Origin of the sequence: Pectobacterium peruviense, from assembly GCF_002847345.1 — a bacterium.
Classification (GTDB): Bacteria; Pseudomonadota; Gammaproteobacteria; order Enterobacterales; family Enterobacteriaceae; genus Pectobacterium; species Pectobacterium peruviense.
The window spans coordinates 282,699-298,456 of the sequence record NZ_LXFV01000005.1 but is presented as its reverse complement, the minus strand read 5'-3'; the positions used below and the strand labels follow the sequence as shown (position 1 = coordinate 298,456).

Here is a 15,758-nt window from a genome sequence, read left to right as displayed (position 1 = left end):
TTAGCTGATTTTCACCAGCGTGCGGCCGGTGACTTTGTTGTCCAGCAGTGCAGCGGCGACGGCGGGTACGTCTTCCAACCCGATTTCCTGTGTCACCTGCTGGTAGAACGATTCAGGCAGGATGGCAGCCAGACGATCCCACGCTTGCTGACGACGAGCCAACGGTGCCATGACGGAATCTACGCCTTGCAGGCGAACATTACGTAAAATAAATGGCATCACGGTAGTTGGTAGCGCGATACCGCCCGCCAGACCGCACGCAGCAACCGTGGCGTTGTAGTCCATCTGTGCCAGCAGCGTTGCCAGCACGTTGTCGCCGACGGTATCAACCGCGCCAGCCCAACGTTGTTTTTCTAACGGACGAGGGCTTGCGCTGAATTCGCTGCGATCCAGCACCTGTTTGGCACCCAGCTTTTTCAGATAATCGGTGTTGTCAGCACGACCGCTGACGGCGGTAACCTGATAGCCTAGCTCTGCAAGCAGGGCGACAGCCGTGCTACCGACGCCACCGCTGGCCCCTGTCACAATAATGTCGCCGCTTTCCGGAGTGATACCACCGTCTTCCAGCGCCATCACACACAACATCGCGGTAAAGCCTGCGGTGCCAAGAATCATGGCGTTACGTGCATCCAGCGACGTTGGTAGCGGTACCAGCCAATTGCTCTTCACGCGTGCCTGTTGTGCCAGTCCACCCCAATGGTTTTCGCCTACGCCCCAACCGGTGAGGATGACGGGCTGACCGACGGCAAACCGATCGCTGTCACTGTGGTGCACAGTCCCGACAAAATCGATCCCTGGAACCATTGGAAAGTTACGAATAATTTTGCCTTTGCCTGTAATGGCAAGCGCATCTTTATAATTAATACTGGACCAACTGATATCAACAGTCACATCCCCGGCGGGAAGCTGCTCCGCGTCAATCTCGCGAATCTGAGCGTGGGTCAGTCCGTCTGACTGTTCAAGAACTAAAGCCTGCATGGGCTATCTCCTGTAGCAGGATTAAAGATTAGGCGGTCATTAACGACTATAGTTATTACAGATACTATTTGTTAATACAGTTACCTTCGCTAGTACTGGTACTATGCGTTGTAGCTGATTTATGCGAACTGATAAAAAACAACAAACTCGCAGAAATGACAATTATTTGGAATAGGACGCAGGGATGGGATTTACGACCAGATTCTCGATACTCATAGTATTGCTGACGGTTCTCGCCATTTTTCTTATGCTTTTCAGTAGCATATTTAGCCTCTGTTATTATAGCCAGTTGCGGACCGAGCAACAGTTGCGTGAGGTCACGGCCAGTATCGATCAGGCATTATTAGTGCAATCGCCCGAAAACATCCAATATTGGCTGCCGGGAATGATGAAAACGGCAGGCATTGTCGCGCTGGAGATTCAGGATAACGATTCGCCGCTCTACTCAATACAACTGCCCGAGGCCAGCTGGGAACGCACGCACCTCTACCATGAGGTCGAATTCCCACTGATGCACCATATGAATATGGAGATCGCCTTAAAATATGTCGATCCGCTGATTGGTTTACCGCGCTTCGTGGTGTCGACGCTGTCGGTGTTGCTGGCGGCGGGACTGATGCTCCTGATGCTGTACTTCTCCATCCGCTGGTTACGCCATCAGGCAGCCGGACAGGAAGAGTTGGAAAAGCGCGCACAGCGTATTCTCAAAGGCGAGCGTGAATCGGTTATGCAGGGATCGGTACGTGAATGGCCGGTTAATACCAGCGGAGCACTCGATCAGCTGTTGTCAGATTTAGTGGAAGCGCGGGAGGAGCGTGGGCGGGTTGATACCTTAATCCGTGCTTTCGCCGCGCAGGATGCCGAAACTGGGCTGAGCAATCGTCTGTTTTTTGATAATCAGCTGACCACCCAGTTGGAAGATGGCGAAGGGGTGGGGACGCACGGCATTGTCATGATGATCCGTGTGCCAGATTTTGAAACGTTGCAGGAAACGCACGGCTATAGCAATGTGCTTCAGGAGTATCGTTTTACGCTGGTAAACCTGCTGTCGACATTTGTCATGCGTTATCCCTCTGCGCTGCTGGCGCGTTATTTCAGCAGCGATTTCACTGTATTACTCCCCCACCGTACGCTAAAAGAAGCCAATGCAATTGCCACGCAACTGGTGAAAGCCATCGATATTCTTCCTGCCTGCCCGTTGATCGATCGGGAGGAGGTTCTCCACATTGGTATCTGTGCCTACCGTGGTGGGCAAAGCGCCGAGCAGGTGATGGAAAGTGTGGAAGATGCAACGCGCAATGCGGTATTGCAGGGCGGTAACAGCTGGTGCGTGTTTGACAGGCAAGTGCCAGACAAGAGTCGCGGCAGCGTAAAATGGCGAACTTTGTTGGAACAGACGTTGGCGCGCGGCGGCCCGCGACTGTATCAAAAGCCTGCGGTCACAAAAGAGGGTGTTGTACATCATCGTGAAATGATGAGCCGGATTTATGACGGAGAACAGGAACTGCTCGCAGCCGAGTATATGCCTCTGGTGCAACAACTGGGACTAGCGACCAGTTATGATCGGCAGCTAGTTGCACGAATTGTTGATTTGTCAGCGAACTGGCCCGGAGAAACACTGGCTCTACCGGTAAGTGTGGACTCACTTTTGCAAAAACCTTTTTTGCGTTGGCTGAAAGAAATATTGCTGCAATGTCCTAAAACGCAGCGGCAGTGCATTTTATTTGAACTTGCAGAGGCAGATGTTTGTCAATATATCGGCCGTCTGCGTCCGGTTCTCAATTTGATCCTGGGATTAGGCTGTCGTCTGGCAGTTACGCAGGCGGGTTTGACGCTGGTCAGCACGACGTATATCAAGTCACTTCCCGTGGAGATCATCAAGCTTCATCCCGGTTTGGTGCGCAGCCTTGAACGTCGTCCAGAAAATCAGCTTTTTGTACAAAGCCTGACCGAGGCGTGTAAAGGAACGCAAACGCGGGTGTTTGCCGCGGGTGTGCGTACCAAAGAGGAGTGGCGGATGCTGTTGGGCAAGGGAGTTTATGGTGGGCAAGGCGATTTTTTTGCCACATCAGTCCTTGTAACAGATGAGCTGAAAAAATATTCACCGCAGCATCGTGTTTAGTATAAACGTCCTGTTCAAATTGACGTAGAATGAGGCGGTTGTTAAATCGGTTAGTGTGTGCTTACGTTAGCGCCAATCCGATTAAATGTTAGATTTTATGTCCTGTGTTAGCGCAATTCTGTCGGGTGGACAGTGGTAAGATGCCTTGCCGCCTGAGGAGAAGGCATTCTGTGCCTTCTCCCTGACGCCGACGTGCGCAACACAGACTTATTTTTCACCGAAGCAGAGCCTTTTCGTGCCTTGTCGCTGCTTCGTGTGGTTGGTAAAGTAGGCGGATTTATTTTTCGCCCCCAGCTTGCAGGATTATCCTTTAGTTATGTTTAAGAAATTTCGTGGCATGTTTTCCAACGACTTGTCCATCGACCTGGGTACCGCCAATACCCTGATTTATGTTAAAGGGCAGGGCATCATACTGAATGAACCCTCTGTGGTTGCGATCCGTCAGGATCGTGCCGGTTCCCAAAAAAGCGTTGCGGCGGTAGGTCATGACGCTAAGCAAATGCTGGGCAGAACGCCTGGGAATATTGTGGCGATTCGCCCGATGAAAGATGGTGTGATTGCAGATTTCCAGGTGACGGAAAAAATGCTGCAGCACTTCATCAAGCAAGTGCATAGCGACAGCTTTATGCGTCCTAGCCCGCGCGTGCTGGTGTGTGTTCCTGTAGGAGCCACGCAGGTTGAGCGTCGTGCCATTCGCGAATCTGCGCTAGGTGCAGGTGCCCGTGAAGTGTTCCTGATCGAAGAGCCAATGGCGGCAGCGATCGGTGCTGGCATGCCCGTATCCGAAGCGACCGGTTCTATGGTTGTGGATATCGGTGGTGGTACCACGGAAGTTGCGGTGATCTCGCTGAACGGCGTGGTGTACTCCTCTTCTGTGCGTATTGGCGGTGACCGCTTCGACGAAGCGATCATCAACTACGTTCGTCGTAACTATGGTTCACTGATCGGTGAAGCGACGGCAGAGCGTATCAAGCATGAAATCGGTTCTGCTTATCCGGGCGACGAAGTGCTTGAGATTGAAGTGCGCGGCCGTAACCTTGCTGAAGGTGTACCGCGTGGGTTCACACTGAACTCCAACGAAATTCTGGAAGCGCTGCAAGAGCCGTTGACGGGTATCGTCAGCGCGGTGATGGCAGCGTTGGAACAGTGCCCACCGGAACTGGCCTCCGATATTTCCGAGCGCGGTATGGTGTTAACGGGCGGCGGTGCGCTGCTGCGTAACCTGGATCGCTTGCTGATGGAAGAAACCGGTATTCCGGTTGTGGTGGCTGAAGATCCGCTGACCTGTGTTGCCCGTGGTGGTGGCAAGGCGCTGGAAATGATCGACATGCACGGTGGCGATTTGTTCAGCGAGGAGTAATCCTGTCTGGAAAAGGGGGACCGGATGGATGAACGCCTGCGTTTTTCATCTCTCGTGGTTACCCCTTTTTTATTTGCCTGCTCAATGAAACTCACCCTACAGGGTGCTGCTTTGTGACGTTAAAAATCGCCAAAGGCGATTTGAGGTTGCTGTCGAGGAATACGCAAATTCTATGAAGCCGCTTTTTAGCAGGGGGCCTTCCCTGCAATTACGACTTTTTCTTGCTGTCGTTACCGCGATTGTCGTGATCGTTGCGGACAGTCGGCTCGGTTCGTTCGTCAAAATCAGAACGTACATGGACACCACTGTCAGCCCATTCTATTTTCTGGCGAATGGGCCCCGTCAGGCTCTGGACAATATGTCTGCATCACTGGCAACCCGTGAGCAATTAGGTCTTGAAAACACCGCACTGCGCCAGGAACTGTTGATGAAAAACAGTGACCTTTTGCTGCTGGGCCAGCTTAAGCAGGAAAATGCGCGGTTACGTGAACTACTGGGCTCGCCGCTGCGTCAGGATGAGCAGAAGATGGTGACACAGGTGATGTCCGCCGGAACTGACCCTTATAGCGATCAGGTTGTGATTGATAAAGGTCAGGCGAACGGCGTGTATGAAGGGCAGCCGGTCATCAGCGATAAAGGCGTGGTCGGTCAGGTTGTGGCGGTTGGTCAGTTTACCAGCCGAGTTTTGTTGATTTGTGATGTTTCCCACGCGTTGCCGATTCAGGTGCTACGCAATGATATTCGCGTGATTGCCGCCGGTAATGGCTGCACTGACGATCTGCAACTAGAGCACCTTCCTAATAATACCGACATCCGAGTGGGTGACGTGCTGGTCACATCGGGTCTGGGTGGACGTTTCCCCGAAGGGTATCCGGTCGCAGTCGTATCATCGGTTAAAGAGGATACGCAGCGGGCCTATACGATTATTCAAGCGCGTCCGACGGCGGGGCTACAACGCTTACGCTACCTGTTATTACTGTGGGGCGTGGAAAACAACTCCACTACGTCGCTGCCGCCAGCGGAAGTGCACCGGGTTGCTAATGAGCGTCTGATGCAGATGATGCCGCAGGTTTTACCATCGCCTGACGAAATGGGGCCGCCGCTTCCACCTGATGCCGCCGCGCCCGTCGCTGAGCCGCAGAGAGGCCGCCAATGAACCGTTATCGCAGGCATGGCAACTGGATTATCTGGCTTTCTTTTCTGATCGCGATGGTCTTGCAGATTATGCCGTGGCCGGATGAAATCTACATGTTTCGCCCCTCCTGGCTGACACTGTTTCTGATTTACTGGGTGATGGCTTTGCCACATCGCGTGAATGTCGGCACCGGATTTGTGTTGGGCCTGATTATGGACCTGATTCTTGGGTCTACACTGGGAGTACGGGCGCTGGCACTTAGCATTGTTGCTTATCTGGTCGCCTTTAAATTCCAGCTGTTCCGAAATATGGCGCTATGGCAGCAGGCATTAATCGTCATGCTACTGTCGCTGCTGATGGATCTCACGGTGTTCTGGGCAGAATTTTTAGTTATTAATGTCTCTTTCCGGCCGGAAACATTCTGGAATAGTGTTGTTGATGGCGTACTCTGGCCGTGGCTGTTCCTGCTGATGCGTAAAATTCGTCGTCAGTTTACTGTGCAATAAGGTGATTCATGACCCAGCTTTATCTGGCCTCCGCTTCTCCCCGTCGTCGCGAACTGCTCACGCAGCTCGACATTCCTTTTTCTGTGCTGAATGTCGCGGTGGAAGAACAATGTTTACCAGGGGAAGCAGCGGAGATTTACGTCCGGCGTCTGGCGCATGAAAAAGCGAGCGCAGGTGTCGCGGCTGCACCGTCCGATTTACCCGTTCTGGGTGCGGATACCATCGTGGTGCTGAACGGTCAGGTATTGGAAAAACCGCAGGACGAAACTCATGCGGCAGAGATGCTGAGTCAGCTGTCTGGAAAACAACATCAGGTGATGACTGCCGTCGCGCTGGCAGATAAAGACGATATCTTGAGCTGTCTGGTGATAACCGATGTCGTCTTTCGTCCGCTCTCGCAGCAGGACATCGAACGGTATATCGCTAGCGGTGAGCCGATGGATAAAGCCGGGGCTTATGGTATTCAGGGCAAAGGTGGATGCTTTGTCCGGTTGCTTAACGGGAGCTATTACGCGGTCGTTGGGCTGCCGCTGGTAGAAACCCATGAGCTATTCAGTAATTTTGCTGCATTGCGGAGCGCAAGAGGAAAACATGACTGCTGAGTTACTGGTAAACGTTACACCGTCAGAAACGCGCGTTGCCTATATCGACGGCGGTATTCTGCAAGAGATTCATATTGAGCGTGATGCGAAACGCGGTATTGTCGGCAACATTTATAAAGGCCGCGTGAGCCGCGTCCTGCCGGGCATGCAGGCGGCGTTTGTGGATATCGGTCTGGATAAAGCCGCGTTCCTACATGCGTCCGATATTATGCCGCACACCGAATGCGTTGCCGGTGACGAACAAAAGAATTTTCACGTCCGTGATATCGCCGAGCTGGTGCGTCAGGGACAGGACCTTATGGTTCAGGTGGTCAAAGATCCGCTGGGAACTAAAGGTGCGCGTCTGACTACCGACATCACGCTACCGTCGCGCTATCTGGTGTTCATGCCCGGTGCATCGCACGTTGGTGTATCACAGCGCATTGAGAGTGAAGCGGAACGCGATCGCTTAAAGAAAACGGTCGCCGACTATTGCGATGATGACGGTGGTTTCATTATTCGTACCGCAGCGGAAGGGATCGGTGAAGAAGAACTCTCGCAGGATGCGGCGTTCCTGAAGCGCCTGTGGGGCAAGGTGATGGAGCGCAAAAAGCGTAACCAGAGCAAATGTAAGCTCTACGGTGAAGTGGCGCTCGCACAGCGAATTTTGCGTGATTTTGCAGGCGCTGCGCTGGATCGTATTCGGATTGACTCCCGACTGACGTATGAAGCGCTGCTGGAGTTTACCTCCGAATATATCCCAGAGATGACGCGCAAACTCGAACACTATGCGGGTAAGCAGCCGATTTTTGACCTGTTTGATGTGGAAAATGAGATCCAGCGTTCACTGGACAGAAAGGTTGAGTTGAAGTCCGGTGGCTATTTGATCATCGATCAGACTGAAGCCATGACGACTGTCGATATCAATACGGGGGCGTTCGTCGGCCACCGCAATCTGGATGAAACCATTTTCAATACCAATACCGAAGCGACACAGGCTATTGCACGACAGCTGCGCCTGCGTAACCTCGGCGGCATCATCATTATCGATTTCATTGATATGAATAACGAAGATCACCGTCGGCGGGTGCTGCATTCACTGGAGCAGGCGCTGAGTAAAGATCGGGTCAAAACCAGTATTAACGGCTTCTCTCAACTAGGATTAGTAGAGATGACGCGCAAACGCACGCGTGAGAGTATTGAACACGTGTTGTGTCATGAATGCCCGACGTGTCATGGTCGTGGCACCGTGAAGACGGTAGAAAGCGTCTGTTATGAAATCATGCGTGAAATCGTGCGCGTCCACCACGCTTATGACACCGACCGTTTCCTTGTTTATGCCTCACCGGCTGTCGGGGAAGCACTGAGAAGTGAAGAATCGCACGCGTTAGCTGAGGTTGAAATTTTCGTCGGCAAGCAGGTCAAAGTACAAATCGAACCCCTGTATAGCCAGGAGCAGTTTGACGTCGTAATGATGTAAATTCGTGCGCTCGTCGTCGGCGACGAAAGAAGGAGAAATTAGTGAGGCGACTGCCCGGAATATTAGTCATCACGGGTGCCACTCTTGTCGTGATGGTTGCGCTGTTGGTCAGCGGCTTAAGACTGGTGCTGCCACAGCTCGATCATTTCCGGCCACAGCTGGTGGCCTGGGCGCAGTCTGCTGCTGGCGTTCCGTTAGAAATCGGCTCAATGACGGGGCGATGGGAGTCCTTTGGCCCCACGCTGGAAATTGAAAAATTTCGCACATCGCTGCCGGAATCGGACTGGCAGGTTGATCGCATTACGCTGGCGCTGGATGTGTGGCAGTCGCTGTTGCATGGGCGCTGGCAGTTCCGCGATCTCACGTTTCATCAGTTAAAGCTCGATCTTAATAGCCAACTTAATGGGCAGCAGCAGGATAACAAACTGATGGAGTCAGGAAAGGTCAGCGATCTTTTCCTGCGCCAGTTTGACCACTTTGACCTGCGTGATAGCCAGATTACCTTTCTTACCCCTTCCGGTTCCCGAGCGGAGCTGAGTATTCCTCAACTGACCTGGTTGAACTCCGACAAACGTCACCGCGCAGAAGGTTTGATCAGCCTGTCGAGTTTTAACGGCCAGCACGGTGTGGTGCAGATGCGCATGGATCTGCGCGATGAGCAGGGCCTACTTGGCAACGGTACGTTCTACCTGCAAGCTGACAATATCGATATGAAGCCGTGGCTCAGCCGCTGGATGAAAAACAACACGGGGCTAGAAAGCGCAGATTTTAGTCTGGCGGCGTGGCTCAACGTCCGTGATGGTGGCATCCACAGTGGTGATGTACGCCTTAATCAGGGGACGGCAAACTGGGGTGAGGGAAGTGACGCGCATCGTCTGAATGTGGATGACATGACGCTACATGTCAGCCGTCAGGAAAATGGCTGGCAGGTGGATGTTCCCACGTTGAATCTGGCAACGGATGGTGTCGCTTGGCCGAAAGGCAGGCTCTCTGCCCTGTGGTTGCCAAAAAATGAACACATGCTGGGGCCCGATCGGCAGGAAGAGCTACGTATTCGAGCCAGTAATTTGGCGCTGGAGCGGGTAAACACGCTGCTTCCACTGCTGTCCGGCACGACGCCAGCCTTGAAAGCGCGCTGGGATGAGCTGCAACCGACGGGCACATTGAATTCCGTTGCCGTCGATATCCCTCTGCAACAGCCAGAAAGAAGCCGCTTTCACGCCAACTGGCAGGATGTGAGCTGGAAGCAGTGGAAATTGCTGCCGGGCGTCGATCACTTCTCCGGTTCTGCCCGCGGCAGCGTTGAGCGTGGTCAGGTCAGCGTAGCGTTAAAGCAGAGCACGTTACCCTATGTGGATATGTTCCGCGCGCCGCTGGAAATCAAGCAGGCCAGCGGCACGATAGACTGGCGTAATGACGCGCAAGGCCTATCGCTCTGGAGCCATGGGCTGGACGTACAGGCGAAATCACTGTGGGCTAACGGTGATTTCCGTTACGAACAGCCCGCTAAGCAGGAACCGAAACTGGATATTCTGGCGGGAATCCGGCTGACCGATGCGGCAGATGCCTGGCGCTATTATCCCGAACTGTTTATGGGCACTGAGCTGGTGGATTACCTGAGCGGTGCGCTGAAAGGCGGCCGCGTCGATAATGCGACACTGATCTTTGCCGGTAATCCGCAGCATTTCCCGTTTACCCATAATGAAGGTCAGTTTGAAGTCTGGGTGCCGGTTAAGGATGCCACCTTTGAGTTCCAGCCGGGCTGGCCTGCGCTAACGCCGCTGGATATCAATCTGGATTTCGCTAATAACGGTCTGTGGATGCTTGCGCCGCAAATCTGGCTAGGTAAGGTGGAAGGCAAAAATATTAGCGCGGTCATTCCTGATTATGAAAAAGAGATGCTGCTTATTGATGGCGAACTGGATGGTCCTGGGCCTGAAGTAGGCAACTATTTTCATCAGACGCCGCTGAAATCCTCGCTGGGTACCGCGCTGGATGAGCTGAAAATTGGTGGGCCGGTGAAAGGCACGCTGCATTTGGATATTCCGCTTGTCGGTGATGATGTCCGTGCCAGTGGCGATATTGCGCTGAATAATAACAGTTTGTATATAAAACCGCTGGATACCACGATTAAGAATCTCACGGGTAAGTTCCGTTATGAAAACGGCAATTTACGTAGTGAAACGCTACAGGCGAATTGGCTGAATCAGCCGATGGCGGTCAATTTCACGACGGAAGAGCAGGCTAAAGCTTTTTTGGTGAATGTGGGCTTGCAGGGCGACTGGCAGCCAGCGCTATTGCCAGGTTTACCGGCATCGGCAAGCAAAGCGCTGTCCGGCGCGGCGAACTGGAAAAGTACGGTTGCTGTCAACCTGCCACACTCGGGTAAAACAACCTACGATGTTGATGTACAAGCTGATTTAAATAAAGTAAGTAGTCACTTACCTAACCCGCTGAATAAGCCTGCTGGTGAGAACTTGCCGCTAGAAGTCAAAGCCAGCGGTGACCTGAATGGTTTTACTATGCAGGGGCGAGTGGGCAAAGATAACCGTTTCAATAGCCAATGGCTGCTGAAAGGCGACACCGTGACGCTGGCGCGGGCAAGTTGGCAGAATGCGGCAACAACGGCACCAGCATTACCAGAAGACTCCGCTTTGGTGCTCGATCTCCCACCGCTGGATGCAGAAAGCTGGCTGGGGCTTCTGCCATCGCTGCGTACCTCTACTATGGCGGAAGGGAATGCGTCGGCAGGAGGGAAAAAAGTGCGTAGCTCTCTGCGTTTCCCTGAGGCGGTGACGCTGCGAACGCCTGAGCTGCAATTGTTAGGGCAACAGTGGCACGATCTGGAAATTACGCGAAAAAATACGCTTAGCGGCAGTGAAGTGCAGGCGAAAGGACGTGAAATTGACGGAAAGGTTGAGATACCCAATCGCGGCATGTGGCGCAGCGACATCAATTATCTCTACTACAATCCTCAGTGGAAAGGTAACGAAGCGACCAACCCGGTGGCGCTGGCGGAGAAAAAATCGCCTCTGAACGACCCGAGTATCAGCTTTGAGGACTGGCCGTCGCTGGCGGTTAACTGCCGTCAGTGCTGGATTGTCGGGCAGAATATGGGACGTATTCAGGGAACGATGCTGCCAGAAAAGGAAAAATTAACGCTGACGGACGGTATCATTGATACAGGTAAGGCTCGTCTGACGGTAAATGGTTCTTGGCAAGAAAACGCAGAAGGCGTGCGGACTGCGCTAAAAGGCCGTCTGACGGGGGACAGTCTGGAGCAGAACGCTAACTGGTTTGGCGTCGATTCGCCGTTGAAGGCAGGTTCTTTCGATGTAGATTACGATCTGTATTGGCGCGGGACGCCTTGGGCGCCGGATATTGCCAGCCTGAGTGGAATATTGCACACGCGCATTGGTAAAGGTGAAATTGCTGAAGTCGGTGCCGGTCAAGCGGGTCAATTGCTGCGTTTATTGAGCTTCGATGCGCTGATGCGTAAGCTGCGGTTCGATTTTAGTGATACGTTTGGCCGTGGGTTCTACTTCGACTCGATTAGCAGCACCGCATGGATTAAAGACGGCGTGCTGCATACTGATGATATGCTGATCGACGGGTTGGAGGCAGACATCGCGATGAAAGGCGATCTCGACCTCGCTAAGCGACAGGTCAATATGGAAGCGGTTATCGCCCCGGAAATTTCTGCGACGGTGGGCGTGGCGACTGCATTTGCCGTCAATCCGGTTGTGGGGGCCGCAGTATTTGCTGCCAGTAAAGTACTGGCACCGCTATGGAACAAGATTTCGCTGATTCGCTACCAGATTTCCGGTAGCCTCGATCAGCCAAAGATTCAGGAAGTGCTGCGTGAGCCGAACAAGAAGAAAGGCGAATAATGCCGTTAGGGCAGCGCAGCGTACTCAGCCGATTATCTGATAAAGAGTGAAAAACTATGAGCCTTTCGTTTGTCAGTGAGCAGTTACTCACCGCTAACAAATTGAATCTTGACGATCTCGCCGCTGTGCTGGGGTCACTTAATGAACGTCGACTGGATTATGCCGACCTGTATTTCCAATCCAGCTACCATGAGTCCTGGGTGCTGGAAGATCGCATCATCAAAGACGGTTCCTATAACATCGATCAGGGCGTGGGTATCCGTGCGATTGACGGTGAAAAAACCGGGTTTGCGTATGCCGATCAGATCACGCTGAATGCATTGCATCAGAGCGCGCAGGCAGCACGCAGTATTGTGCGGGAACAAGGCACTGGTACGGCGCGCACGCTGGGTGCAGTGTCGCATCGTGCGCTCTATCCATCGTTGAATCCGCTGGATAGCCTGACGCGTGAAGATAAGATTGCTCTGTTGCAACGTGCGGATACGGTTGCACGTGCTGCGGATACGCGGGTGCAGGAAGTCTCTGCCAGCCTGACCGGTGTGTATGAACTGGTGTTGGTGGCTGCGACGGACGGTACGCTGGCGGCGGATGTGCGCCCGTTGGTTCGTCTGTCGGTCAGCGTGCTGGTCGAAGCGGAAGGTAAACGTGAGCGCGGTAGCGGCGGCGGCGGCACGCGTGGCGGCTATGAGTATTTCTGGGAAGTGACGGACGGCGAACCTCGCGTTGACGCCTGGGCGAAAGAAGCGGTGCGTATGGCGCTGGTTAATCTGTCTGCTGTGGCTGCTCCGGCAGGGCCTATGCCTGTGGTACTGGGCGCAGGCTGGCCGGGCGTGTTGCTGCATGAAGCGGTCGGTCATGGGCTGGAAGGTGATTTTAACCGTCGCGGTACGTCAGTATTCAGCGGACAGATGGGCAAACTCGTTGCGTCAGAGCTGTGTACGGTGGTGGACGATGGCACGTTGAGTGGACGTCGTGGCTCTATCTCGATGGATGATGAGGGCGTTCCGGGGCAATACAATGTCCTGATCGAAAACGGTATTCTGAAAGGCTACATGCAGGACAAGCTGAATGCTCGTCTGATGGGCGTTGCGCCAACGGGCAATGGTCGTCGCGAATCTTATGCGCATCTGCCGATGCCGCGTATGACGAACACCTATATGCTGGCTGGAAAATCCACGCCGGAAGAGATTATCTCGAGCGTTGAATACGGCCTGTATGCGCCAAACTTTGGTGGCGGTCAGGTTGATATCACCTCTGGCAAATTCGTCTTCTCGACATCCGAAGCGTACCTGATCGAAAAAGGGCGTATCACCACGCCAGTCAAGGGCGCGACGCTGATTGGATCCGGCATTGAAGCGATGCAGCAGATCTCTATGGTCGGCAACGATCTGGCGTTGGATAAAGGCGTTGGCGTGTGCGGCAAAGAAGGGCAAAGCCTGCCAGTCGGCGTTGGTCAGCCTACGCTGAAGCTGGAAAGCTTAACTGTCGGCGGCACCGCGTAATTCGTTATGATGTTCTGAATCCCCTTTGAAACCGCGCTTTTATCAGCGCGGTTTTTTTCCAGAGGGCGTTATGTAACGGAGCAAAAAATCAGGATACGGCAGCAATAATCGATTTGAGCTGCTTGATGTGTATTTCATCCCGCTGTACCAAAACATCTTCCTTAATTTTGAGAACAATACCTTTTAATAGGTCTGTTGTACTGGAGATGTTTGTCGTGGTTTTTAGTACGTCAATGTCTGTTGCAACATGTCTGCCTTTAAGAGAAAGGCGCTTCTCGGATTTTCCTTTTGCCAACTCACTTTGTAGAAAACGCGGGATATCTTTTGCCGCTGTGTGGTCAGCCGCCAGAGTGTGAAGATAGTATTTCATCAGAGTGGGAATAAAATCGGGTTCCCCACCTAATTCGCAGCTTGCCATATTTAGGATGTCTATCATGTGCGCGGGGACTCTACTTTCCAGCGCTTTACGCTGCACATCTAGTGCTTTCTTAATCATGGGGGTGGACTGATGGGGGATTATGGCAACATTCCCGCAGCGATCGCAAACGCCAACCAGAACCTGTCTCACCACGCCACGGTTATCACTGAATGGGACGTCTTTAAGTTGAAACGTCGCTGTTTCATATGACTGGCAGGTATTACAGAGCGCTCCCTGTGTATCGCCGACTTTGAAAATTTTCATGTCATCGCCTCAATGGTGGACGCTAATAAAGACACAATCCGGCTCGGTAAAGTACCACTTGATATACCACGGTACCCCCCGATAGCGGCAACGGATGATATGAACATCAACATGTGCTGCAAAATGATGGGGTGAAGAAGAGTAGGATGTCCCTGTTTATTTATAAATAATATCAATTAGTTATGTTATTGGTATTTGTCCGATTGCCAGAAAATTCTTCGTGCTGATATTCCCTCTGGCTTCATGCAGCACATTACCTGACTGCAGACAGACGATAAGCTGCTTTTTTGCATTCTTGAACCCCATCCTCTCACTCGTACTGTACGAATTTATTCGTACGTTATCCATGTGATTTTACTTTCCTGAACGAAGAAAGAGGTATAACGCACGGATGCCGGGATGGGGATGCGTTTTATATGAAAGAGGAAAACGCTTCGCATTTTCTCTTTGCAAAACCTACTTTTTTTCCTCGCCATGATCCTGCCGATAGCCTTGATAGGTCAGGGCGACGTCTTTGAAGTATTCCGTCAGATAATTAATGCAGACTTGGACTTTCAGCGGCAGGTTGTCTTTGCGGGTGTAGAGCGCGTAGACCGGGCGCGGATCGGAGTGATAGCGATTGAACAGAATCTCGATTTCGCCGCGATTGATTTCCTCCACGATCCACATAAGCGGAACGTACGCGATACCTGCTCCGGCCTTGAGCCAGCGTACCAGCGTTTGTGGGTCGTTAGTGACAAAGCGCCCTTGTGGTGTGACGCGGGTCGAGATGCCTTCCGGTGCGATCAGCTCAAATTCGCTGTCGGGACGCACGCTGTATTCCAGCCAGGAAAAGTTCACCATATCTGCTGGCTTATCCGGCGTGCCGTGCTGCGCCAGATAGCTTTTTGCGGCACAGATCACCATCGGCATTGAGCCTAAGCGTTTCGAGAACAGGCTCGAATCCTGTAGTGCGCCGACGCGGATAACGATATCCAGCCCGTCGGCGATCAGGTCGGGAGCCGGAATTCCGGTAACCAGATTGACGGACAAACCGGGATATTCCTTCAGCATCGCAGCCGTCATGGTGGACAACACATTCTGCGCCATGGTGGACGAGCTACCAATGCGCAGCGTGCCGATCGGCGTGTTGTTGAAGGCATAAAGCTGTTCGTGTACCTCATGCGCTTCATGCAGCATCCGGCGACAGCCGTGATAGTAAATTTTCCCTGCTTCCGTCAGACCAATGCTGCGCGTACTGCGGTTCAGCAGCTTAATCTGTAGCTCATCTTCAAGCTTGCTGACGGTCTGGCTGACGGCGGATACGCTCATTTGCAACTGGCGTGCGGCGGCGGTAAAAGAACCACATTCCACCACGCGGGCAAACACTGACATACTCTTTAGTCTTTCCATTATTCACTCTGGCTTAAAAGTGATTTAGATCACACTATGTAGATAAGGTGATAATAAGCATCCATAATATAGCCTATCCGGTGATGCCGAGTGGAACATTGTCCGCTCAAGGCTCCCCAATAATTATAAT

General features: G+C 52.7%; 11 protein-coding genes. 8 read left to right on the top strand and 3 right to left on the bottom strand.

Annotated features, from left to right (window positions below):
- Positions 1–978 carry an acrylyl-CoA reductase (NADPH) gene (gene acuI / locus A0G03_RS05540; RefSeq protein ID WP_048258342.1) on the bottom strand — a complete coding sequence of 326 codons (978 nt, stop codon included), beginning with the start codon at positions 976–978 and terminating at the stop codon, positions 1–3.
- 184 nt (positions 979–1,162) lie between these two features.
- Between acuI and csrD the strand changes: the two genes are divergently transcribed.
- The 8 genes from csrD to tldD all read left to right on the top strand — a co-directional run bounded on the left by csrD (position 1,163) and on the right by tldD (position 13,554).
- Complete coding sequence (gene csrD, locus A0G03_RS05535; protein WP_048258343.1) at positions 1,163–3,100, top strand: RNase E specificity factor CsrD; 1,938 nt, start codon at positions 1,163–1,165, stop codon at positions 3,098–3,100.
- Positions 3,101–3,416: 316 nt separating this feature from the next.
- Entirely contained in the window at positions 3,417–4,460 is a 1,044-nt protein-coding gene (gene mreB, locus A0G03_RS05530) for a rod shape-determining protein MreB (RefSeq protein WP_010300322.1), read from the top strand.
- A gap of 172 nt (positions 4,461–4,632) precedes the next feature.
- Positions 4,633–5,616 (top strand): rod shape-determining protein MreC, encoded by a 984-nt coding sequence (gene mreC, locus A0G03_RS05525; RefSeq protein ID WP_048258344.1) that lies wholly within the window; start codon positions 4,633–4,635, stop codon positions 5,614–5,616.
- On the top strand, positions 5,613–6,101 hold the full coding sequence (gene mreD, locus A0G03_RS05520; protein WP_011091903.1) for a rod shape-determining protein MreD: 489 nt from the start codon (positions 5,613–5,615) through the stop codon (positions 6,099–6,101). Before mreC ends, mreD begins: the two co-directional genes overlap by 4 nt.
- An 8-nt stretch (positions 6,102–6,109) precedes the next feature.
- On the top strand, positions 6,110–6,703 hold the full coding sequence (locus A0G03_RS05515) for a Maf family protein (RefSeq protein WP_048258345.1): 594 nt from the start codon (positions 6,110–6,112) through the stop codon (positions 6,701–6,703).
- Positions 6,693–8,162: a ribonuclease G gene (gene rng / locus A0G03_RS05510; protein WP_048258346.1), complete on the top strand. Its 1,470-nt coding sequence runs from the start codon at positions 6,693–6,695 to the stop codon at positions 8,160–8,162. Before A0G03_RS05515 ends, rng begins: the two co-directional genes overlap by 11 nt.
- 41 nt (positions 8,163–8,203) lie before the next feature.
- Complete coding sequence (yhdP, locus tag A0G03_RS05505) at positions 8,204–12,052, top strand: AsmA2 domain-containing protein YhdP (RefSeq protein ID WP_048258347.1); 3,849 nt, start codon at positions 8,204–8,206, stop codon at positions 12,050–12,052.
- A 56-nt stretch (positions 12,053–12,108) separates the two neighbouring features.
- Positions 12,109–13,554 carry a metalloprotease TldD gene (gene tldD / locus A0G03_RS05500; RefSeq protein WP_048258348.1) on the top strand — a complete coding sequence of 482 codons (1,446 nt, stop codon included), beginning with the start codon at positions 12,109–12,111 and terminating at the stop codon, positions 13,552–13,554.
- Between the two features lie 88 nt (positions 13,555–13,642).
- Here the strand turns inward: tldD and A0G03_RS05495 are convergent, their stop codons facing one another.
- Both A0G03_RS05495 and aaeR read right to left on the bottom strand, forming a co-directional pair.
- The gene (locus A0G03_RS05495) at positions 13,643–14,236 is read right to left on the bottom strand and encodes a hypothetical protein (protein WP_048258349.1); all 594 of its coding nucleotides are present in this window, start codon (positions 14,234–14,236) and stop codon (positions 13,643–13,645) included.
- Positions 14,237–14,692: 456 nt separating this feature from the next.
- Positions 14,693–15,628 carry an HTH-type transcriptional activator AaeR gene (gene aaeR, locus A0G03_RS05485; protein WP_048258350.1) on the bottom strand — a complete coding sequence of 312 codons (936 nt, stop codon included), beginning with the start codon at positions 15,626–15,628 and terminating at the stop codon, positions 14,693–14,695.
- Positions 15,629–15,758 lie beyond the last annotated feature (130 nt).

Coding starts and splice junctions, on each gene's coding strand:
- acuI (WP_048258342.1), bottom strand. CDS start 978: ATGCAGGCTTTAGTTCTTGAACAGTCAGACGGACTGACCCACGCTCAG.
- csrD (WP_048258343.1), top strand. CDS start 1,163: ATGGGATTTACGACCAGATTCTCGATACTCATAGTATTGCTGACGGTT.
- mreB (WP_010300322.1), top strand. CDS start 3,417: ATGTTTAAGAAATTTCGTGGCATGTTTTCCAACGACTTGTCCATCGAC.
- mreC (WP_048258344.1), top strand. CDS start 4,633: ATGAAGCCGCTTTTTAGCAGGGGGCCTTCCCTGCAATTACGACTTTTT.
- mreD (WP_011091903.1), top strand. CDS start 5,613: ATGAACCGTTATCGCAGGCATGGCAACTGGATTATCTGGCTTTCTTTT.
- A0G03_RS05515 (WP_048258345.1), top strand. CDS start 6,110: ATGACCCAGCTTTATCTGGCCTCCGCTTCTCCCCGTCGTCGCGAACTG.
- rng (WP_048258346.1), top strand. CDS start 6,693: ATGACTGCTGAGTTACTGGTAAACGTTACACCGTCAGAAACGCGCGTT.
- tldD (WP_048258348.1), top strand. CDS start 12,109: ATGAGCCTTTCGTTTGTCAGTGAGCAGTTACTCACCGCTAACAAATTG.
- A0G03_RS05495 (WP_048258349.1), bottom strand. CDS start 14,236: ATGAAAATTTTCAAAGTCGGCGATACACAGGGAGCGCTCTGTAATACC.
- aaeR (WP_048258350.1), bottom strand. CDS start 15,628: ATGGAAAGACTAAAGAGTATGTCAGTGTTTGCCCGCGTGGTGGAATGT.